The following is a 20909-nucleotide window of genomic DNA, read 5'->3' as shown; positions in this document are numbered from 1 at the left end:
GGCATGGAGGTTGTGTAGGTTGTATATTAAATGTGGTGGGAGTTCTTAATGGAAGATTTTTAGAGGATGTGATTTAATTTGAAGAATAAAAAATCTTTTTCTGTGTGTATTACAGGGTTGGGGTATATTGGTTTACCGACAGCGAGCCTGCTTGCCACAGTGGGAAATTTGGTTCATGGAGTGGAAGTAAATCGTTTTGTAATCGATTCTGTCAACAGTGGGGAGGGCTATCTTAACGAGCCCGATCTGAGCACTCTTATCAAAGGTGCAGTAGCTTCGGGAAATTTGGTCGCCGGAAGTGCTCCGAGGGAGGCCGACGTTTTTATGATCGCGGTTCCCACTCCTTTTAAGGAGAACAAGGAGCCAGATTTATCCTATGTCGAAAAGGCTCTTGAGGCCATGGCTCCCTGCCTTCGAAAGGGAAATCTGGTTATTCTCGAATCGACCTCTCCTGTGGGGACGACGGAGGATGTTGTAGGGGCTATCCTGCACAGGGAGACAGGCTTGGTTCCCGGGGAGGACTTTTACCTTGCCTACTGCCCTGAGCGGGTGCTTCCGGGGCGGATTGTGCAAGAGTTAGTCTCCAACGACCGGGTTTTAGGGGGTATCAACGAGGTCAGCGCTCAGAAAGCGGCCGAACTCTATGGCACCTTTGTTCAGGGAGAGCTGGTGCTTACGGACTGTCGAACGGCTGAGATGTGTAAACTTGTCGAAAACGCTTATCGAGATGTAAATATAGCCTTTGCCAATGAAATTTCTATGCTTTGTCATCGCCATGGTGTGGACGAGCGGGAGTTGATTCGGCATGCTAACCGCCATCCCAGAGTCAATATTCTCTCGCCTGGTCCTGGGGTTGGGGGGCATTGTATTGCGGTGGATCCTTGGTTTCTTGTGGCTAAAGATCCGGCTATGACGCCCCTCATTCGAACGGCCAGAGAGGTGAATGAGGCTAAGGCAAGCTGGGTTGTGGATCGAATTTGCCAATGGCTGCCCAAACCTCGTTCGATAGGGTGTCTTGGTCTCACGTATAAGCCCAATGTGGAGGACACGAGGGAGTCTCCAGCTTTGGAGATTGCTCAGACGTTAGTACAAAAGGGGTTTGTCGTACATTGTTGTGAGCCGAACCTCAGCGAAGTGGAGGGGCTTTCCCTTCTTTCTTTGGAGGACGTTGTAGAGCGAAGTGATTTTTTGCTTGTTCTTGTAGGGCATAAAGAGTTTCAAGGGCTTCAAATCCCTGGAAATAAAACTGTCTTTGACTGTGTGGGTGTGGTGTGACACATCTTAGAAAAGCCCTTGTCACCGGTGGTGCCGGCGCTATTGGAGGAACTCTTGTAGCGCGGCTTGTACGTGACGGTTGGGACGTTTTGGTTGTTGATGACCTCTCTTCCGGGCGACGAGAGAACCTGCCCTCGGGAATACCTTTCTTCTGGAAGGGATCTATCACGGACGAAGCCCTGTTAGACGAGATTTTCGATCAAAAGCCGCAGGTGATTTTCCACTTGGCGGCTCATTTTGCCAACCAGAATTCGGTGGAGCATCCCCTGGCTGACCTGGATACGAACACCAGGGGGACCTTGATGCTTCTGGAAAGAGCCCTGAAAAGTGGTGTACAACGTTTTGTCTACGCTTCGTCGTCCTGTGTTTATGGTTCTGCTGCTGAGATGACGGAAGATGTCATCGGCATGGAGCTGGATACACCGTATGCCATCAGTAAAATGGCAGGAGAACGGTACGTTCGTTTTTTTGGGCATCATTATGGACTGGGGACGGTAAGCCTTCGCTATTTCAATAGCTATGGTCCTGGAGATCTCCCCGGTCCGTATAGAAACGTAATTCCCAACTTCTTTGCTCGAGCTCTTCGGGGGCAAGCACTCGTCATCACTGGAACCGGAGAGGAAACCAGAGATTTTACCTATGTGAGCGACACTGTCGAAGCGACGATCCGGGCAGGCGTACAGCCCCTTGATCCTGGCGAAGTCCTGAATATCGGCGGAGGCAGGCCGACGGAGATCCTGACCCTTGCGCAGAAAATAAACGCATTAACAAAAAACTCTGCGGGAATAGAATATAAACCTCGCAGGGGCTGGGATGGGATACCCCATCGTCGGGCCAACGTTAAAAAAATGGCTTCTTTGCTGGGCTATACACCGTCCACAACACTTGACGATGGCCTGAACCAAACCTATCGATGGATTTTGACCGAACAGGAGGCCTTCTTGCGTTGAAAGCTCTTCTTATTGCCTACTGGGCACCCCCCCTTCTGAGCCCTGAGTCCATGCTGATGCGACGGATGCTCTATGCTACTGGAGTACATGATGTTTTATGGAATCTTCTGACCGTATGTCCACGCTTTTCCTACGGGCCGAAGGACTACGGAAAGACATTGGCTTTAGAGACCTTACCCCATCCTCCCCAAGTAGAGTATGCACTTTCAGGAGAATATGGACTGATTCCTCTGTATGCACTCTTTCCTCGGTTGCGTCTCATGCCGGATCCCCGTCTGGGCTGGGTGCCTTTTGGCATCTCCAGAGGTGCAAAACTCATGCAGCGAGAGAAATTTGAGGTTTTTGTCACCTGGGGACAGCCCCATTCCAGTCACCTCATAGGATGTGCGCTCAAGCGTCGATATTCCCGCATACCCTGGGTTGCCTACTTTGGCGATCCCTGGGTGGCAAATCCTTATGTCGATCACATGCCGCAGAAATGCACGATATGGGAGCAAGAAGTAGTCCATACGGTGGACCGGATGATCGTCAATACCAAAAGCGTCAAGAACGATTTTCTCCAGCGCTATGGTTCTGCCGTCCAGGGGAAGATCCACGTCATTCCGCATTCGTATGACCATACATGGTTGGAAGGTGAGGCTCATCAGACGGCACGAGCCCCTGACTCACCTTTGACGTTGACCTATGGAGGTAACTTTTACGGTAAGCGAACTCCTCAACCCATATTAAGGGCTTTGAATGCTCTTTCTCCACAGGTTCGTGCAGCCCTGTGTGTTCAGTTTATAGGGAAGTTCCCTGCTCAATGGCGGGCTGAGGCCGAGAGCCTGGACTCGTCGGTGGCGGTGTTGGGCCAAAAAAGTTATGCTGAAACTCAGGCTTTGCTTCGTCAATCGGACATGCTGCTTTTAATCGATGCACCCTTGGCGGAGAGTATGTTCTTGCCCTCCAAGCTGGTGGATTATTTGGCGTTAGGCAAACCTATTCTTGCCCTTACCCCAAGAGGAGGGGCAAGTTGGGATGCTTTGGAGGGCTTGGATCACGTGTGTTTGATCGATACCGACGATGACGGCCAAATTCAAAATGTCCTTAAAAAGATTGCCCGAGGCGAGTTCTCGTTTTCAGGGAGAACGACGCCTCCTGAGGTCTTCAGTCCTGAAACGGTAGGAGCACAGTGGAAATGCGTACTTGATGAGGCTCTGAAAACATCGTAAAGACATCGAGGGGCGTAGAGGAGGGGAATGTAATGTCTCATCTGCTTGTTTTTTCAAACGATCCCTTGAGTGCCTATGTTGCAAAGGGAGAGATAAAGGAGAGGTATTTTAACCCTGAAAGTTGTTTTGATAAGGTGACAATATGCACTCCCTGTGATCATGATATTGATCCCGAAGAAGTCCAAGGGATTGTCGGTGATGCAGAATTGCGTGTCGTACCTATCGGGAGTATGAAAACTATAAAAAGGCTCTGTACAATACCTCGACAGGTGAACAGGGTTCTTCATATTGTCCAGTCGTTATCTCCTGACGTCATCCGAGCTTATAATCCTCGTTTTGAGGGTCTTTTTGCAACGCTTTCCGCCAGGGTATTAGGGGTCCCCTCGGTGATTTCTTTGCATGGGGATTTTTCACGGAAGCGCTTGTTTCAGGTGGAGGGGTGGTCTTGCGTCAAAAGTTTGGTCTATTCGGCTATTTTTCGCGTATATACTGAGCGTCAGAGTTACTCTGAGGCGGATGTCGTGATTGGAGCCTATAAATTTCCCCTTCGATACTTTCATGGCCTTCCCTACCGTCGTCGCGAGGTGATTTATAATCGCGTTTATGCCCCGAGTGAAACACAAGGGTCTAAAAATAAAGAATTTACGATAATAAGCGTTGGACGGCATATTCTGGGGAAGGATCCCCGCAATCTCATACGTGCTATTTGCGGAACCTCATTCAGGTTGATTTTGATAGGACAAGGTCCGTTGACCGAGGCCTCTCAGGTTTTGGCAAAAAAACACCGGGTTATGAGCCAGGTGGATTTTATACCTTCGGTCCCGAATAGAGATATTTATTCCTGGTATCAAAAGGCTCATGTTTTTGCCATGTCGATGTTGTACGGAGGGGTAAGTATCCCTATGCTTGAGGCCATGGCATGCAAACTACCTTTGGTTCTTGCCCGTCCTTTGTGGGAAACGGTTCCCGAGGTTATCGGAAAGGATTGCCTTTTAGTCGATGACACTCCCGAATCTTTTCAAAAGGCTTTTCGGAAACTCGCTAAAGATCCTGCTCTTTGTCGAAACATGGGAGAACGGGCTTGGGCCAGGTATTGGCCCATTCGAGGAGAAGTTATGGAGAGAAAAGAGGCGGAGCTCTATCGCGGGCTTTTAAAAAACAAGGTTCTAAGGTAGTCAATTGCGTGGGGCCTTTCTTTAAATGAAATCGAGGGGTGTGTTATGTAGTTTGAAGCGATATCTTGGTTTATTTAATGATGGTTGTGCATGTTTTTGTTGAAGACAGTCGTTGAATAGGTGTCTTGAATGCTATATGATTTTTTAAATTCCAGCGCCACTGTGCGTCTCACAAAAGGACTGAGCAAGCGGTTTTCGTTTCCCTTGTTTTACGAGTCCTGTCCGTGGAGGGAGCCCGCGTTTGTTCTGTCTTTCGACGTTGATTTTCGTCGGGATGTAGCGGCGTTACCTCAGGTGTGTTCTATGCTGTCTCAATTTGGGGTGCCCGCTTCTTTTGCCTGCATCGGAACGTGGGTAGGAGAATATCCCAATGAGCATAAAATGCTTGTAGGTGAAGGACATGAGATTTTTAATCATTCTATGAGGCACCCCGATAACGATGAGCTTGATCGCCGTCGGTGGAATGATTTGCCTCTCGACGAACAGCGGCGAGAGATCAGGGAGGCTCACGAGGCGATTGCTGACGTCTGTGAGGTTGAGCCGAAAGGCTTTCGAATGCCGCATTTTGGACCTCAGCATCGGTGGCACCTGTATGATATGCTTAAGGGGTTGGGCTATGCTTATTCGTCGTCGACGACCTGCGGGGGTGACTATGGTTTTTGTCGTCCTTTAAAGGTGAAAGGGGTGGAGTTGCTGGAGTTCCCCACAGCGACTATTCCCGGTATGGGGTATGCCTCCTTTGATAGTTTTAACTATTTTAATAAAAAACGACCTTTTTCAGAGCAGGGGCGATGTATGCCCAGGGATTTTGAGGTGTTGCTGGAGAAGGTTGTAAGGGAGAAGCTCCTTGGTACTCTGTATTTTGATCCCTATGATTTTGTAGCGAGACCCGAGTATCGGGAGATTTTAAAAGCTCTTCGGTCTTTTCAGGGAGATGTCACGCTGTGTCGGTACAAAGATGCTTTAAATATGTCAGCAGGAACTGAGCTTGTGTAGAAGAGCTGCAAGCTCCTGAATTCCTCCCACCGGCACTATCCATCCTCCGCCGTTTTTCAACAGATCCCTCGTGCCTCTGGCGTCTGCACCGATGACGGGGACGCCAAGGGCCAGGCTTTCCATGACGGCTCTTGGCAGTCCTTCCCGTTCTGAGGGGAGGACTGTTGCTCGTGAGGCCAGGATATAGGGCCTGACATCGGGAACGTGTCCCATGAAGTGTACCCGATCTGTGATTTTTAGATCCTTACACAGTTTTTTGCATCGCTCCATGAGGCGGCCCTTTCCCAGCAATGCCAGCTGAGAGTCTTGATCATCAAGGAGAGCAAAGGCCCGGATGAGGTCGGTGTGCCGTTTGCCTCTGTTGAATTCGGCGATCATGGTGAAGAGTGTGTCGGAGTCCGTCAAGCCCATGGCTTGACGGACTTTTTGTATCGCTTCTTCGGGGATGGCTTCGGCATTGTAGTAGGAACGATCGAGGCCTACGCCGTTTTTTTTGTACAGCACCTGTTTCTTGGGCAGCAGATAGCGGACGGCAGCTTCGTAATCCTCGCTGTTGATGACGACGAGGCGGTCGGTCCAACCTGCCGCTAGTTTTTCCAGGGAGAGGAAGACGGCGTTTTTGATGGGGTTGCCGCCTTTGTAGAAGTGAAATCCGTGAGCTGTGTAGACCACCTTGGTGCCTGTGCGTTTGCGGAGATGCCGCAGGGCCATACGGGTGACGAAGGAGGCCACCGGGGTATGGACATGAACCACGTTGTAGCCCTTTTCTTTCACCAGGTTTCTGATCATCCGGGGATACGTCGTGAAATTGTGTATGTTCAAAGGGCTTCGTCCCCAGGCTATGTCGTGACAGTGATCGAAGGTCGCCTGGCATTTTTCACTTTTGACCGAGCCGTTGGCCAGGCAGTCCACCTGCCAGCCCTTGGTTTTCATCGCCCGGGCGTGGGGGAGAAGGAAGGCTTCAAGGGTGACGGATACGGTGGTGACTATGAGGGCTTTTTTCATGGTTTTATGTCCTCGTTTGATCTAAAATTTTTGCCGGAACGCCGACCGCTACGGTTTCCCTCGGCAGATCGGAGACGACAGCAGCCCCTGCGCCTACGGTGGTCCAGGCTCCTACGGAGACGCCCGGGATGGCGGAGCTGCCGATACCCATGAGGACGCCGTCTTCAAGGCTGACCGTACCGGCGAGGTGAGCTCCCGGAGCGACGTGAACGAAGCTGCCCAGGCGGCAGTCGTGGTCTATCGTGACACCGGTGTTGACGATGACGTGCTTGCCTAAGGCGGTATCGGGTTGGATGACGGCTCCAGCAAAGATAACCGAGCCGACACCGATGGTGACCGACGGGTGTACCGTGGCCGATGGGTGGATAGCCGCGATCCATCGAACGTTGGTGATCCGTTGGGCGATGTCCCTTCGAATGGAGTTAATCCCCACGGCGATGATCGCCTCGGGGGTTTTTTTATCCTCCACGGATTGGAGGGGACCCGAGATGGGGATGCCCCACAGAGAGGTTCCCCAGATGGTCTGGTCGTCGTCGAGGATGGCCGTGATTTTTCGGCCCATGGCCTGAAGGGTTGCCACGACGACTTTGCCGTGGCCGCCGGCACCCAGGACGTAGAGCGAGCTCATGATGGCCCCTGAAAGGGAGGCATGGTGGCGTGATTCCCGGCGCTGATGCCCTCTCGTCGGAGGACGGCCCCCAGGGTTTTGACCAGGATGTGCCGATCCAGCTTGTGAGACCAGTGCCGTACGTACCAGACGTCTAAAGAGAATTTGTCCTCCCAGGTGAGGCTGTTTCGGCCGTTGATCTGTGCCCAGCCGGTGATGCCGGGGCGAACGTCGTGACGTCTGGCCTGTTCGGGGCTGTACAGGGGCAGGTAGTTCATAAGCAGGGGCCTGGGCCCCACCAGGCTCATGTCCCCTTTGAGGACGTTGATGAGCTCGGGGAGCTCGTCCAGGCTCGAGCTACGGAGGAATCGGCCGAAAGATGTGAGCCTTTGTACGTCGGGTAAAAGTCGCCCCTGTACGTCTTTCCGGTCGGTCATGGTGCGGAATTTGAGCATCTCGAAGGGCGTGCCAGAGAGTCCTGGACGCCTTTGGCGAAAAAACACTGGGCGCCCTAACGCCAGGGCCACAGCCAAGGCGGTGAGGAGCATTATGGGACTCAGGAGGAGAATGGCGAGCCCCGAAAGGGCGATGTCAGTGCCTCGTTTGACAGGGCTGGTGACGGACGGGTGAGGCTTCATCGGGAGTGATTGAGGGCCTTGAGGATGGTCTCGATCACCCGGTTTTGCTGGGCGTCGGTCATGGCAGTACCTGAGGGAAGGCAGAGGCCTTGCGCGAAGAGGCGGTCGCTGACGCTGTTCTCCTCGTCGTGGGCGGTGTAGCCACAGCCTTCGAAGACTGGCTGGAGGTGCATGGGCTTCCAGACCGGGCGGCTTTCGATGTCGGCCTCTCCCAGTGCTGTGAGCAGCTCCATCGCTGAGGTACCTGTGATGGCGGAATCAACGGTGAGGGCGGTGAGCCACATGGTGGAGCGTCCCCCAGGAGCTTCGGGCATGAAGGACAGCCCCGGAATGACATTCAGGGCCTGGACGTATCGGTCATAGATGTCGCGTTTTTTCTCCACCCGCTCCTCCAAGTGAAGCATCTGGCCTCGACCGATGGCGGCCAGGACGTTGCTCATGCGATAGTTATAGCCGATCTCGCTGTGTTGATACCACGGAGCTGCGTCACGAGCCTGGGTGGCCCAGAAGAATGCTTTTTCACGGGAGGTCTCGTCATCGGTCAGGAGCATGCCGCCGCCCGATGTGGTGATGATTTTGTTCCCGTTGTAGGAGAGGACGGCGTGTTTGCCGAAGGTTCCGCATTTTTTGCCTTTGTAGCTTGCGCCGAGGGCCTCGGCCGAGTCTTCCAGGACGGGCACCTCATAGCGGTCGAGGATAGACGTCAGTTCGTCCCACCTGGGTGACTGACCGTACAGCTCGGCGACGATGGCGGTTTTGGGGCGTCGTCCTTTGCGTTCGAGGTCTGCCAATGCCCGTTCCAGGGCCTGGGGGGACATGTTCCAGGTCTCCTCGTCCGAGTCGATAAAGTGAGGCTCAGCGCCCAAAAAGATGACTGGGGTTACTGAGGCGACGAAGGTGAGGCTGGAACAGAGTACCACGTCGCCGGGACTAACGCCCAGCAGTCGGAGGCCCAGGTGAAGCGCTGCCGTACCCGAGCTGAGGGCCAGAGCGCAGGGACGACCGATGTATTGGGCGGTTTCGGCTTCAAAAGCATCTACCTGAGGGCCCAGGGGAGCAATCCAACCCGATTCGAAAGCCTGGTGGACGAAACGCAGTTCGTCGCCACTCATGTGGGGTGGCGAGAGGATGATTCGTTTGTTCGACGTGGGCACAGTGGTCACCTTCTTCGAAAGTAGTGAAAACTTTTATCTGCAGAGTATTGTATCACGCCTTGATGTCCAGGTTAGGCGGGACCAGGATAGGGCGGCTCGGGGGCGGCGCGTCGTTTTTTTTCTCCTCGGAGAGCTCGTCCTTTTGGGTGTTGTCGTCGCTTTTTGGACCGTGTTCCTGGTCGTCTTGTCGATTGTTCAGCTCGTTTTCCAGGGTTTCCTGCCAGTTTTGGTTGCTACTCCGTCCGTCTTTTTCACGTCGCTGTACCCGCCGAAGCTTGGTGGGGGATATAGAGCCTACGGGGCGGATGCTGTTCATTCGATCGGTCATAGGTCGTCTCTCCTCTCTCTTTGGCATGTGTATATACTACTCATCGTCATTTTTGGATTTTTTCTGTAGGATGCCTCTAAAAACCTACATCCGAGTCTCTCAGCCTCAGGTCGTTTCGCCAGAGCCCTGTCTCGCTCAAACGTATCTTTGACCTTCGTGCTCCGTACCGTCGCCTCGAAGGATACTTCCTGTGCCCTCTCGCCTTGAGTAATGTCTGATCGTTGTAAGCCCGGGATACGGTAGACTTGTTTTTTTGCCTTTTACGTGTAGGTCAGTTTATTTTTTGTCCGCTTTTTTGATCCAAAAAGCGAGGCATGATGCTATTTCACGGTGCATTATAGGTTGTTTGGCTGAGAGGAGAAAAGAAATAAAATAAACCTATTGACAAAAATGGTTTATAGAATAGACTTGGAAGAAGAGCGACGAAATGAATGTCGCCCGATGCATACATTGAAAAAAACAGGAGGTCTACCCGATGAAAGCCTCACCGCTGCGAGTAACATCCGAGATCGGTCGTCTTAGGACGGTGCTTCTTCACCGTCCTGGTCGAGAGCTGGAAAATCTCACTCCCGACCTTATGGTTCAGCTGTTATTTGATGAGATACCCTACATGGAAGTGGCTCAGAAAGAGCACGATGCTTTTGCCCGTGTCCTGATGGATCGGGGGGTGGAGGTTCTCTACCTTGCGGATCTGGCTACCCAGGCTCTGGAGGATCCCCAGGTACGGACGTGTTTTGTTCAGGATTTTCTCAAAGAGACAGGAGTATTGGGGCAGGGGACGCGAGATGAACTGTCCGACTTTTTTCTCTCAAAAGAGCCAGCTTCCATGGTTGACTCCATGATGTCCGGTGTCCGATGGAGCGAGCTTTCAAGGAGGACCCGCCGTTCGTTGGCCGACCATCTGGCGTCGAAAAGCCCCTTTGTGGTCGATCCCATGCCGAATCTGTATTTCACCAGAGATCCTTTCGCCACCATCGGGACAGGCATCTCCCTGAACCACATGCGAACCGTCACCCGCAACAGGGAAAATCTGTTCGCCAAGTATATCTTCGCTCATCATCCTCGGTTTGCCGATTGTTCCATCCCGATCTGGTTTGACCGAAGTGAGCATACGTCCCTGGAGGGTGGGGACGAGCTGATCCTGAGCCCTGAGGTTTTGGCCGTCGGTATCTCCGAAAGAACCGATGCTGAGTCGGTGGAGACCCTGGCTCGTAATGTTCTCGGCGGCGAACAGACGTTTAACAGGATTCTGGCCTTTGATATCCCTAAAAAACGGGCGTTTATGCATTTGGATACGGTCTTCACCATGATTGACAGGGAGGTGTTCACCATCCATCCCGCGATTGAGGAGCCGCTTCAGGTGGTCTCCATAGAGAAAGACGGCGATAATCTGAGGTTCCAGGAGATGAGTGCCACCCTTGAGGAGGTTCTCAAGCGAACGCTCCATCTGGATCGGGTTTCGTTGATTCGTTGTGCCGGTGGCGATCCTATTGATGCTCCGAGGGAGCAGTGGAGCGATGGCTCCAACACCCTGGCTATCGCTCCTGGGCAGGTGGTCGTCTATGATCGAAATGTCAAGACTAACCGGTTGCTTCAGGATAATGGGGTCGAGACGATCATCATTCCCAGTGCAGAGCTCTCCCGAGGACGGGGTGGTCCCCGTTGCATGAGTATGCCTCTCGTGAGGGATGATCTGTAGGCAGCTTCTACGTAAGTTTTGAGCATACCGTACGAGGGGACGTGTCCGTAGCAGGGTGCGTCCCCTCTGTTATAATCGATCTATGCAGGGATATGTCTGAATTCCTGTGAGAAGGAGGTTTCTCCCCGTGGAGATAGACCGTCGTATTCGAGAGCTCCTGCTGGATCTCTGTTCGATCCCAAGCGTGTCCCAGTCCGATCATGAGGACGAGATGGCCCGGAGGATTCACACTATCCTGGCTGCTATGCCGGCTTTTGCCGATGCTCCTGAGAATCTCTCTTTAGTGGACTGCGGAGGGCGCTTGGCGGTGATGGCTCTTCTTCGGGCGTCGGATCCTACGACTCTCACTGTGGGTTTGACCGGACATTTTGACGTTGTCAGCACGGCTATCTACGGAGATCTGGCTCCCCTTGCCTTTGACCCCGAGAGGTTGGCTGCGGCTATGTCTGATCGGAATCTGACACCAGCAGTTCGACGAGATCTGGAGGCTGGCTGGCTTTTCGGTCGAGGTACCGCCGACATGAAGTGCGGCTTGGCGGTACACATGGCTCTGATGGAGCGATGGGGGACGAATCCTCCGTGCAACATCCTGTTCGTGGCAGTTCCCGATGAGGAAAATTTGTCCTTGGGAATGAGAGGCGTCCTTTCCGAGGCTGCTCGATGGATTGAGAGCCGGGGATTGTCCGTGGTAGCCTGGGTGAACGGCGAGCCCAACGTGGCGGCCAGAAGCCGAGAGTGGCCGGTTCACCGGGGCTCCATCGGAAAAGCCATGGGTTTTGTCCTCTCTGTTGGAGTAGGATGCCATGTGGGTGAATTCTTCAAGGGAATCAGTGCTGTTCAGATCGCGGGTCAGGTCAACGCGGCAATAGAGGGACATCCTGACTCGGCGGATCAGATCGGTGACCGATTCCTTCCTCCTGCCGCCTGCCTGGGCCTGGAGCCTCTGCGGGATGGCTACTCGGTCACTCTCTATGACCGGGTTATGGCCCGATATAACTTGCTGTATTGGAACCGAACTCCAGCCGAGCTGTTGGATATCCTGCGATCGGGTGCTCAGGAGGGATTGAATCGGGCGCTGGAGATGACCGAGCGCTCAGCTCGGGCTGTGGGGGCATCTGTTCAACTGAATACCCCGAAGGTTCTGTCCTTATCTGAGCTTCGGGACATGGTCCCTGATGGTTCTGTTGGGGCAGATTGCTCAGCTCGTAGCTGCTCGGTGGTCGATCGGGCTTGTTCCCTGGTGCTGAACCTGCTGGATCGCTCCGCTTTGGAAGGCCCCCTGGCGGTGGTGGGGTTTCTGCCGCCCTGGTATCCGCCGAGGCGACGAGATGACGATCAGGCTGAGGATTTTCTGGACCAGGCTTTGGATACCGTCTTTGTCCGGGCCAGGGAGCTGGGAGTCGATCCCCTTCGTGAGCCGATCTTTGAAGGGATCTCCGACCTGAGCTATCTGGGGCGAAGCGATGAGGCAACGATTCTGACGGAGAACATGGCTGGCTGGGGAGAGCTGTACTCTGTCCCATTGGAGGCCATGGCCGCAGTTCACGCTCCGGTCTGTAATCTGGGACCTTTTGGCATGGATATCCATAAAGCCACCGAGCGCCTGGAGCCGCGTTTCGCCTTCTCGGTGCTTCCTGAGCTGGTGGAGGAGTTAGTACGGTCTTTAGCTGGTCGATGAGGGAAGACAAACCGTACAGTCTAGGAGAGACTTCACTTGCTGGAGGAACACGCCAGAAGGATTGAAGAAGTGGGTACTCCACTGAATGACTTTTCTCGTCTCTGGAGAAAAACAGTTTCCTTTTTGAGCAAGATGACACAGAAATGTTGCGCGTACTTCTCAAAAAGTTCTTGACAGCCTTGCGGAGGTTTGTATAATACTTTTCAAGTTCAATACAGCTAAAAGCGATGAACCGGAAGCCTTGAGATGCGTTTTATGCGAACGACCAGAGAGGAACCTCCATCGGCTGGAAGAGGTTCTGGACGCAGGCTTCTCAGGGATAAGGCCCGGTGAGCTGGGGCGGAAAGGCGGCAGAGTCGCTGGAGTACGTCGCCCGGTTGACCTCCGTTATAGGGTTCGAGCGGGGCGCAGAAGCGTCCAAGCAGGGTGGTACCGCGGGCATGTTGGCCCGTCCCTTCATATGGGGCGGGCCGTTTTCTTTTTCCGGGGTCTCTGTCTCTGTTTGGTCGTGGCGTCCAAGCAGGGTGGTACCGCGTGCTGACCGAGATGGTGGCTCGTCCCTGAGGGGGGCGGCATATCATCTCGGTTTTTTCTATCTCGAAAGAGGGTGGAGTGTGTGGCAGAAAAGGGACATATGATATTTGACGGGTGCGACGTTGTCGATCTGGCCGAGAGGTTTGGGACGCCTCTGTACGTCCTGTCCGAGACGGAGGTTCGGCGTCGGATCGGACGGATACGTTCGGCATGGATCGACCGATACGACGATGTCGAGGTTCTCTATGCCGGAAAAGCTTTTTTGACTATGGCTATGTGTTCCCTGGTGGCCTCTGAGGGGCTTGGGCTGGACGTGGTCTCTCCCGGCGAACTCTACACGGCGGTAAAGGCCGGGTTTCCCATGGATCGGGTGCTTTTTCATGGCAACAATAAGACTGAGGAGGACCTGAGAATGGCTCTGAGGTCCGGAGTGGGACGGTACGTTGTGGACAGTCGGGACGAACTGCTCCTTCTGGCCGGTCTTGCTCAGGATGAGGGGCTGCGGGCCTCTGTTCTCTTGCGGTTGGCTCCCGGCGTGACAGGGAAAACTCACCGGTATATTCAGACGGCCCATACGGACTGTAAATTTGGTGTTCCCATAGGTGGTGGGGAATTGAGCTTATCGGTGGGATGGGCGATGGGTCATCCCTCTTTGGACCTTCGGGGTTTTCACTTTCACGTGGGGTCGCAGCTTATGGAGAACCGGGCCTGTCTTCAGGCTTTGGAGATCGTGACGGATCTCATGGCGGATCTCAGACGCGAGCGGGGGTTCCTCGTCCAGGAGCTCAATGTCGGCGGCGGAATAGGCATCCCCCAGACGGATGACCAGGTCGAGGTAGATCTGGAATCATATCTGGGTGGTATCGCCGAGAGGGCTTTTGGTCTGTGCGATCGCAAGGGGCTCACCAGGCCGAGGCTCCTCATTGAGCCGGGGCGGTGGATCGTTGGCCCTGCTGGTATCACTCTGTATCGGGTGGGGAGTGTCAAGGTGATCCCCGGGGTTCGAACCTATGTAAGCGTTGATGGCGGAATGGCCGACAATCCGCGCCCCTCTCTGTATGGCGCCCGGTATCAATGTGTGGCGGCCGATCGGATGGAGGATCCGGCCGACCAGACGGTAACGGTGGCCGGGCGGTGTTGTGAGTCCGGCGATATTTTGGTTGAAGGAGCCGAACTTCCACCCCTGAAGCGGGGTGATCTGCTGGCTGTTTTGAATACCGGGGCATACAATTTTTCTATGGCCAGTGCCTATAATCGGCTGCCTAGACCAGCGGTGGTTGTAACCAGAGAAGGTGAGCCTCGTCTTATGGTAGCACGTCAGAGTCTGGACGATATTCTTCGGGGTGAGGTTTCGCCTGAGGAGCTGTGGAACGACAAAAATACGAGTGAACAAGAGGGAGGTCTGTACAGATGAGGAGATCCGTGGTTGTGTTCTGTACGAGCGTTAGCGCCGTTATGGCCTGGGCAAACGTGGCTTCGGCGGCTCAGGAAGTGACGCCTGACTTTGGCGTTTTGTCCCTGTTGCCCCCAGTTATCGCCATCGGGCTGTGCATCGCCACCAAGGAGGTCATTCCGTCCTTATTCGTCGGGACATGGGTAGCTGGAACCATGTTAGCTGGATGGAACCCGGTTTTGGGTTTTGGGAACGCCGTCGAATCTCTGTGGAATTCCCTGGGTGATCCCTGGGGGGCCCGGATTGTCCTGACCTGTCTCACCATGGGGGGACTCGTCGGGGTCATGCAGGTGGGCGGTGGTGTGGATGCCGCTATACGATGGATCTCTCGACGAATAAACAGCAGTCGGCGAGCCATGTTCTTCACGGAGCTGGCCGGGTTCGTCATCTTTTTCGAGGATTACGTGAATACCGCAGTGGTCGGAACCACGATGGCTCCCGTGACGGATCGCTATCACATCTCGAAGGAAAAACTGTCCTACATTGTGGATAGCACTGCGGCACCGATCGCCTGTATTGCCGGGATCTCGTCATGGGTGGCGTACATGGTCGGGCAGATCGGCATGCAGTTTAACGAGCTTGGGATTCAGGTGTCGCCGTATCTCACGTACCTTCGGTCTATCCCCTTTGTGATCTACAACATCGTGGCCTTGGTGCTGCTGACCTATGTGGTACTATCGAGACGGGACTTTGGCCCCATGTTGGTGGCGGAGCGTAGGGCCCGGGAAACTGGAAAACTCCTTCGAGAGGGGGCTCAGCCTCTGAGCTCTACGGACAACGATCCCGACTTGTTCCCCGGCGAGGAGACACCCCGGCGGATAATAAACTTTTTCTTGCCCCTTGTCTTTTTGGTGGGGACGATCTTCTCTATGTTGATCGTCACGGGGGGCTGGCCCGAGGTCAGTCTGGCCCAGGCTATTGGGGAGGGGAGCAGCTCTAAGGCCCTGGTTTACGGTGCTTTTGGAAGTACCTTTTTGACTATCCTGCTCTACTCGGTTCAGCAGGTAGCCCCTCTGGGGCGCATGTTCAGGGGCTTCATGAAGGGCGCTCAGGCCATTTTCGTAGGGTCCCTCATCCTGGTTTTTGCCTGGGGGATTGGCTCTGCCATCAAGTCGGTCGGAACTGCTGGATTCATCGTGTCGGTGACCGGGGATTTTCTTAGTCCTCAGTGGCTGCCCCTGATCACCTTCTTTGCCGGAGCCGTGATCTCCTTTTGTACCGGAACCTCTTATGGTACCATGGGGATTCTCATGCCTATCATGGTGCCTCTAGTGGCAGCTGCGGCAACTCGGACAGGGATTGATCCCATGACACATATGATCCCCACCATCGGAGCTGTTTTTGCCGGATCGGTGTGGGGAGACCACTGCAGCCCCATCTCGGACACCACGATTATGTCCTCTATGTTTAGCGGTTCGGACCACATCGATCACGTGAACACCCAGGTTCCCTACGCCATGTTGGCGGCTCTTGGAGCCGGTGTGGGGTACGGGGGCGTCGTTATGGGCCTTGGGGCACCGGTCTGTTTGTTACTGGCTTCGGCGGTAACCCTGGTGGCATTCCGCCTGTTGTCCAGCCCAGTGGAGGACTACTGCCTGGATGAGGTCTCCGTCGGGGCCTCTGCTCCAACCTCGTCAGAGTGAATGTTGTGTTATGGCAAGGGAGGAAAGGTCCGTGGATTTCTGGAAGATGAACGGGAACGGGAACGATTTTGTCGTGATTCATGACATGGAAGGGCTGAGTGACGAATATCTGTCAATTATGGCCAAGAGAGTTTGTCGTCGTCGTCGCTCCATTGGAGCCGATGGGCTTTTGGTGGCCTCCTTCTCTCATCGTCACGATTTCAGAATGAGGATCTTCAACGCGGATGGGTCCGAGGCGGAGATGTGTGGCAACGGTGCTCGGTGCATGGCTCGATTTGCCTCCGAAATGGGGTTTGCCGATGCTCGGATGACCTTTGAGACTGGTGCTGGTGTGGTGTCAGCCTGGGTTGAAGGTCCCTTTGTCTGGCTCGACATGGGGATATTCGGCGAGGGGCCCATTTGGTCTGGGAGCGTGGATGTATCGGAACGGACAGTCCCCGCTGATCTTCGGGTGATCGGAGTGCCTCACGTGGTGATCTATGCAGGTGACCCCGACAATCTGAATCGGGATGATATGAGGCGCTGGGGGCGAACTCTGCGGTACGATGAGCGCTTCGGTCCCCAAGGGGCGAACGTCAATTTTTCCTGGAGGATTGAGGATAGCTCCTTGAGGGTCGTCACCTACGAGCGTGGGGTGGAAGACCTCACCGATTCCTGTGGTACCGGGTCGGTGGCGGCGGCTCTGTCAGCACTGGAGCGTTTTTGTGAGATGACGAGTCCGGTAATCGTTCACAACGCCGGTGGTATTAATCGTGTGGAGGTGGATAGATCAGGACGGGTACTCCTGGGCGGCGAGACTGCGGTGATCGCCAAAGGGAGTATAGAGGCCGAGGCCTGAAAAAACGGAGGAGAGCGACGCCTGGAGAACCAGTCTCCAGGCGTCGCTCTCCTCTTGTTTATTTTTCCTCCTCCGAGGATTTAGGGGATAAGAAATCATCCAGAGAAAGGTCCAGAGCCAGGCGGTGGTGTTTGTCCGCTATATCTATGTTGTGAAGGAAGAGTTTTTCCTCAGCTTCTCGGACGAGATCATTTTCCTTGGCTTCTCGGATGTCAGCTTGGAAGCTTACGGGAGAGTAGCGTGTGGCTCCGGCGACATTCTGAAAGTTCGGATCTCCATCTTTTTTCTTCGGTTCTTTTTTTTCGGTTATCTCAGCCATGATGTCCACTCCCTTCGTATCAACTTAATCCTATACCAGCCTGTGCCCTGGGTCAACGGTTTTCTTCATCTCAGCTACTCTCGTGCTATACTTTGCAATGAAATACAACACATAACAAGGAGGGATACTCCATGAAGAAAACCACTGTCGGTATCGGTCTTTTCGTGTTCGTGGCGGTGCTCGTAGGAGTGCTGGCCGTCACGGATCTGGGGACGGGGCTGGTTCGATCCCAAGCTATAAAAGCTCTCTCTAAAGCGATGGACGCTCGAGTGTCCCTGGGTGATGTTTCGGGAAATCCGATTAAGGGATACAACGTCAAGGATCTGCAATTGATCAAGGATGGAGCCTATTCCCTGGCGGTCCCTCTCATCCAGGTTAAGCCCAACCTTTTAGGTTTGTTGGGCAAGGGGGCTGTCGTGGATCGGATTACCCTGCTGGGGGTCTCAACGACTGTCGATCAGATTCAAGCCCTGATCGACAATCTGCCGCTTTCCGAAGGGGGGGAGAGGCCCTCTTTGCCCGTGAAGACCGTGGAGGTTCGTCGGTCGGCTCTGAAACTTCCTGAAGGGACTCTTCAGATTGCCCATATCTCGGCGGGGCTCTCCCAGAAGGATATGTTGGAAGTCGATTTGGATCTGGATGTACGGTATCGGGGACTTACCGTGATTGGGCAGCTTGTGGGAGCATACGGTAACTCCGTTGCCAAGGTCGATAGGTTGGATTTATCGGTAGGATCGGGGCGGGTTACCGCTCACGGAGATCTGCTGCCTGATCTCTCAGCCGAGGTGGACCTCTCCAAACTCGACCTGGCTGAGTTGGCGGCCCTCTGGCCACAGATAGCCTCCGTCGGAGTGAGTGGCCTGGCGTCTGGGACAGTCTCTGCTGGAGGGACTCTCACGACTCCCGTCCTCTCCGGGACGACGGCTTTCGACGGAGCCCTGGCGGGAATGTCGGTCGTCGGTCTGGAGGGACAATGGCAATATGAAAATATGGCTATGGACGTGCCCTCCCTCAAGGCTGTTGTGACCGGTGTTCCCCTGAGTGGGAGATTAAACGCTCAGTTCGGTCGAGACAAGCCTCGGATTGATCTGAAAATGAATGCTGCCAACGCCGATCTTGGAAAACTTCGAACGACCTATCCCCAGATTCCGAAGGAGATCTCTGGGGTGGTCGAGTCCGTTGCCCTGGTCTTGGAGGGGCCGGTCGATGCCCTCAAGGGGACCGTCAAGGCACGGGCTCAGTCTCTGTCCGTATGGGGGCAGCCTCTGACCAAGAATTGGCTGTCGGTGAGCTTGTCGCCCAAGGGTGTAGCGAAGATCTCGGCCAAGACCTTAGTGCGTAAGCAGCCCGCCTATCTGGGAGGATCCGTTGCTCTTACCGGAAAAACGCCCGAGGCAGATTTGCTGCTCAAGGCTCGTCAGGTACCCATTGCCTTAGTCTCCGCCCTGGCGCAGCAGGAAATTCCCCTCAAAGGGGATCTGGACTTGGACGTGACGGTAAAAGGGAGTCTGAACGATCCGGCCGTTGCTGGGACCGTCAGCGCTCCGTCTCTGGCTGGGTTCGGTCAAAAGCTGGAGAAGGCCTCGGTCCGTTTTGTCCTGAAAAAATCTGCCGTGGAGATCCCTTCGGCTCAGGCCCAGTGGTTTGGAGCGCCTTTGTCGGTTTCGGGCCATGTGGCTTTTGGTAAAGAGCCGGTGACGGGTTCTTTTACAGCCGACATGAAAGGGTTGAATACAGCAGTCGTTGCCTCTGGTTTCGGTGCCCCCTCGGGAATCGTAACCGGGGCCGTAGATATCTCCGCACGATTTCAGGGAGTCATGACCAATCCTGCCATTGTCTTTGCGGCGTCGTCCCCCAAGCTGATTTTCTCGGGAATTCCCGTCACCCAGATCGATTTGGCAGTCGAGGGTACCCCCAAGAACTTCACCGTCACCAGGGGCTCGGCTCTCTTGGGCGGCGGTCGCCTGAGTGCGTCTGGTACCGTGGGGCTGGAGAGAGCTCCCGTTTTGGACCTCGCCGTCTCAGCGGCAAAAGTTCAGGCCGGAACTCTGGTCCCTGTGCCTGTAACCGGTCTGCTGTCAGGTACCCTTACCGTCAAGGGGTCTGCCTCGGCTCCTGACCTGGAGGGGGCGATCTCGAGTCCCAAGGTGGTCGCCTGGGGGCTTGAGGTGGACGATATCTCGGCAGCCATGAGTGGCGAGGGAACGACTTTCTTCCTCAAGGAGGCCAAAGGGTCCATAGGTGGAAGTCCGCTGTCGCTCAAGGGAACTGTGGATGTCGCTGGGAGACCCAAGGGGAGTTTCTCCCTGTCGGGCGATGGCTTGGATCTCTCCAAGGCCACCAAGGGTATCATGAACGCTCAGGAGTACGGCGTGGGCGGAGTGGTCTCTCTGGTTTTCTCCGGGACTTTTGAGGGAGGTAAAGGAACGGGAACGGGGTCCATCTCGTCGCCGTCTCTGAGGGTGATGAACGTCCTGTTGAAAGACGTATCGTATCCCTTAGAGCTTAAGGGATCGGTCCTCAAGTGTCCGGCGGCTTCCGCTCAGCTGTACGGTGGTGCGCTCAAAGGCTCGGGATGGGTTGATTTCTCTGCCAATAAATTTTCCAAGACCGTCTCTGTCTCAGGAACCGATGTGGCCCCTCTTATTCGGGATTTTGCTGGCATCAAGGGGTCGATCTCAGGTACGGCAAAGGCCCAGTTCTCAGGGAGTGGAACCCTGGCTCCCTTTGCTTTCAAGGGAGTCGGCACAGCGGACCTTGGTGGTGGTCAAATGATTGGGTTCCCCCTCGCTGACGTGGCCGCCTCGCTGTACGGTGCTCAGGGCATTCGGTATCGTTCGGCTCATTCCGCTTTTCGGGTGATCGACTCGGCCCTGATTTTGGATAAGGGCACGCTCGTCACGGCCCACGACGGGGATCCCATCTACCATCAAATGACGGCCACGGGCTCCATCGGTCCCGAGAAAAAACTCAACCTGGCCTGTACCGGCGAGGTCAATATGAAGCTCCTTCAGGCTCTCGTGGGGGCAGGTGTTGGCGGCGTCCTTGGTGGCGGAGTAGGAACTCTGGCGGCGGTGGTGGGCGGCGCTTTGGGAGGTGCCCAGCAGGGCTTCTCCAAAGATGATTTTCGTGATATCTCTCTGAGGGTGGTGGGGACAACCGAATCTCCCTCTGTGAAAGACCTCAAGATCGGTCCCTCCAAGCTTCCTGAGAGCCAGGAGGTTCCGGAGGCTAAACCGGCCATCCCTGGTGTGATCTCCACCGGAACGCCGCAGCAGGTCAAGGAGCAGATTAAGGAACAGGCCAAGGAAAAGATCAAGGACGCTGTCCAGGAGGAAGCGGGCAAAATTCTTCAAGGTATTTTGGGAGATCAGAACAACTAAGCGCGAGTTTTCCATCGTCTTGG

General features: G+C 54.7%; 18 protein-coding genes. 12 read left to right on the top strand and 6 right to left on the bottom strand.

The window, feature by feature from the left end; all coding sequences use genetic code 11:
• Positions 1–78: 78 nt before the first annotated feature.
• The 5 genes from CSA35_02310 (at position 79) to CSA35_02290 (ending at position 5607) form a co-directional block, all read left to right on the top strand.
• Positions 79–1275 (top strand): UDP-N-acetyl-D-mannosamine dehydrogenase, encoded by a 1197-nt coding sequence (locus tag CSA35_02310; GenBank protein PIE55287.1) that lies wholly within the window; start codon positions 79–81, stop codon positions 1273–1275.
• Positions 1257–2225 carry a nucleotide sugar epimerase gene (locus CSA35_02305; GenBank protein PIE55286.1) on the top strand — a complete coding sequence of 323 codons (969 nt, stop codon included), beginning with the start codon at positions 1257–1259 and terminating at the stop codon, positions 2223–2225. Before CSA35_02310 ends, CSA35_02305 begins: the two co-directional genes overlap by 19 nt.
• Positions 2189–3436, top strand: a complete 1248-nt coding sequence (locus tag CSA35_02300) for a hypothetical protein (protein PIE55285.1) — start codon at positions 2189–2191, stop codon at positions 3434–3436. The genes CSA35_02305 and CSA35_02300 overlap by 37 nt, the downstream gene beginning before the upstream one ends.
• 32 nt (positions 3437–3468) lie before the next feature.
• Positions 3469–4611 (top strand): hypothetical protein, encoded by a 1143-nt coding sequence (locus tag CSA35_02295; GenBank protein ID PIE55284.1) that lies wholly within the window; start codon positions 3469–3471, stop codon positions 4609–4611.
• Between the two features lie 129 nt (positions 4612–4740).
• On the top strand, positions 4741–5607 hold the full coding sequence (locus CSA35_02290) for a polysaccharide deacetylase (protein ID PIE55283.1): 867 nt from the start codon (positions 4741–4743) through the stop codon (positions 5605–5607).
• Here the strand turns inward: CSA35_02290 and CSA35_02285 are convergent.
• The 5 genes from CSA35_02285 to CSA35_02265 all read right to left on the bottom strand — a co-directional run bounded on the left by CSA35_02285 (position 5584) and on the right by CSA35_02265 (position 9339).
• Positions 5584–6612, bottom strand: coding sequence for a glycosyltransferase family 1 protein (locus CSA35_02285; protein ID PIE55282.1), 1029 nt, complete (start codon positions 6610–6612; stop codon positions 5584–5586). The two genes, CSA35_02290 and CSA35_02285, sit on opposite strands and share 24 nt — an antisense overlap.
• A gap of 4 nt (positions 6613–6616) precedes the next feature.
• Positions 6617–7240, bottom strand: a complete 624-nt coding sequence (locus CSA35_02280) for a transferase (protein ID PIE55281.1) — start codon at positions 7238–7240, stop codon at positions 6617–6619.
• On the bottom strand, positions 7237–7857 hold the full coding sequence (locus CSA35_02275; protein PIE55280.1) for a UDP-galactose phosphate transferase: 621 nt from the start codon (positions 7855–7857) through the stop codon (positions 7237–7239). The genes CSA35_02280 and CSA35_02275 overlap by 4 nt, the downstream gene beginning before the upstream one ends.
• Complete coding sequence (locus CSA35_02270) at positions 7854–8969, bottom strand: pyridoxal phosphate-dependent aminotransferase (protein ID PIE55345.1); 1116 nt, start codon at positions 8967–8969, stop codon at positions 7854–7856. The genes CSA35_02275 and CSA35_02270 overlap by 4 nt, the downstream gene beginning before the upstream one ends.
• 94 nt (positions 8970–9063) lie before the next feature.
• Positions 9064–9339 (bottom strand): hypothetical protein, encoded by a 276-nt coding sequence (locus CSA35_02265; protein ID PIE55279.1) that lies wholly within the window; start codon positions 9337–9339, stop codon positions 9064–9066.
• Positions 9340–9814: 475 nt separating this feature from the next.
• Between CSA35_02265 and arcA the strand changes: the two genes are divergently transcribed.
• The 6 genes from arcA to CSA35_02235 all read left to right on the top strand — a co-directional run bounded on the left by arcA (position 9815) and on the right by CSA35_02235 (position 17184).
• Complete coding sequence (gene arcA / locus CSA35_02260) at positions 9815–11038, top strand: arginine deiminase (protein PIE55278.1); 1224 nt, start codon at positions 9815–9817, stop codon at positions 11036–11038.
• A 127-nt stretch (positions 11039–11165) separates the two neighbouring features.
• Positions 11166–12716 carry a hypothetical protein gene (locus tag CSA35_02255; GenBank protein ID PIE55277.1) on the top strand — a complete coding sequence of 517 codons (1551 nt, stop codon included), beginning with the start codon at positions 11166–11168 and terminating at the stop codon, positions 12714–12716.
• Between the two features lie 329 nt (positions 12717–13045).
• Positions 13046–13354 (top strand): hypothetical protein, encoded by a 309-nt coding sequence (locus CSA35_02250; protein ID PIE55276.1) that lies wholly within the window; start codon positions 13046–13048, stop codon positions 13352–13354.
• Positions 13351–14664, top strand: coding sequence for a diaminopimelate decarboxylase (gene lysA, locus CSA35_02245; GenBank protein ID PIE55344.1), 1314 nt, complete (start codon positions 13351–13353; stop codon positions 14662–14664). Before CSA35_02250 ends, lysA begins: the two co-directional genes overlap by 4 nt.
• Positions 14661–16346: a sodium:proton antiporter gene (locus CSA35_02240; GenBank protein PIE55275.1), complete on the top strand. Its 1686-nt coding sequence runs from the start codon at positions 14661–14663 to the stop codon at positions 16344–16346. The genes lysA and CSA35_02240 overlap by 4 nt, the downstream gene beginning before the upstream one ends.
• Before the next feature lie 31 nt (positions 16347–16377).
• Entirely contained in the window at positions 16378–17184 is an 807-nt protein-coding gene (locus CSA35_02235; GenBank protein ID PIE55274.1) for a diaminopimelate epimerase, read from the top strand.
• A gap of 58 nt (positions 17185–17242) precedes the next feature.
• Here CSA35_02235 and CSA35_02230 read toward each other — a convergent pair whose 3' ends face one another.
• Positions 17243–17503: a hypothetical protein gene (locus CSA35_02230; protein PIE55273.1), complete on the bottom strand. Its 261-nt coding sequence runs from the start codon at positions 17501–17503 to the stop codon at positions 17243–17245.
• 131 nt (positions 17504–17634) lie between these two features.
• Between CSA35_02230 and CSA35_02225 the strand changes: the two genes are divergently transcribed.
• The gene (locus CSA35_02225; protein PIE55272.1) at positions 17635–20886 is read left to right on the top strand and encodes a hypothetical protein; all 3252 of its coding nucleotides are present in this window, start codon (positions 17635–17637) and stop codon (positions 20884–20886) included.
• The last annotated feature ends 23 nt before the right edge of the window (positions 20887–20909 follow it).

It is taken from the genome of Dethiosulfovibrio peptidovorans (assembly GCA_002748665.1).
In the GTDB taxonomy this organism is placed as follows: domain Bacteria; phylum Synergistota; class Synergistia; order Synergistales; family Dethiosulfovibrionaceae; genus Dethiosulfovibrio; species Dethiosulfovibrio peptidovorans_A.
Note: the sequence above shows the minus strand (reverse complement) of the source record. Positions and strands in the feature narration are given on the sequence as shown.

What these genes read in the sequence shown, in the direction of transcription:
- lysA (PIE55344.1), top strand. Translation starts at nt 13,351, where the DNA reads ATGATATTTGACGGGTGCGACGTTGTCGATCTGGCCGAGAGGTTTGGG.
- CSA35_02295 (PIE55284.1), top strand. Translation starts at nt 3,469, where the DNA reads ATGTCTCATCTGCTTGTTTTTTCAAACGATCCCTTGAGTGCCTATGTT.
- CSA35_02300 (PIE55285.1), top strand. Translation starts at nt 2,189, where the DNA reads ATGGATTTTGACCGAACAGGAGGCCTTCTTGCGTTGAAAGCTCTTCTT.
- CSA35_02240 (PIE55275.1), top strand. Translation starts at nt 14,661, where the DNA reads ATGAGGAGATCCGTGGTTGTGTTCTGTACGAGCGTTAGCGCCGTTATG.
- CSA35_02265 (PIE55279.1), bottom strand. Translation starts at nt 9,339, where the DNA reads ATGACCGATCGAATGAACAGCATCCGCCCCGTAGGCTCTATATCCCCC.
- CSA35_02275 (PIE55280.1), bottom strand. Translation starts at nt 7,857, where the DNA reads ATGAAGCCTCACCCGTCCGTCACCAGCCCTGTCAAACGAGGCACTGAC.
- CSA35_02285 (PIE55282.1), bottom strand. Translation starts at nt 6,612, where the DNA reads ATGAAAAAAGCCCTCATAGTCACCACCGTATCCGTCACCCTTGAAGCC.
- CSA35_02290 (PIE55283.1), top strand. Translation starts at nt 4,741, where the DNA reads ATGCTATATGATTTTTTAAATTCCAGCGCCACTGTGCGTCTCACAAAA.
- CSA35_02230 (PIE55273.1), bottom strand. Translation starts at nt 17,503, where the DNA reads ATGGCTGAGATAACCGAAAAAAAAGAACCGAAGAAAAAAGATGGAGAT.
- CSA35_02280 (PIE55281.1), bottom strand. Translation starts at nt 7,240, where the DNA reads ATGAGCTCGCTCTACGTCCTGGGTGCCGGCGGCCACGGCAAAGTCGTC.
- CSA35_02270 (PIE55345.1), bottom strand. Translation starts at nt 8,969, where the DNA reads ATGAGTGGCGACGAACTGCGTTTCGTCCACCAGGCTTTCGAATCGGGT.
- arcA (PIE55278.1), top strand. Translation starts at nt 9,815, where the DNA reads ATGAAAGCCTCACCGCTGCGAGTAACATCCGAGATCGGTCGTCTTAGG.
- CSA35_02225 (PIE55272.1), top strand. Translation starts at nt 17,635, where the DNA reads ATGAAGAAAACCACTGTCGGTATCGGTCTTTTCGTGTTCGTGGCGGTG.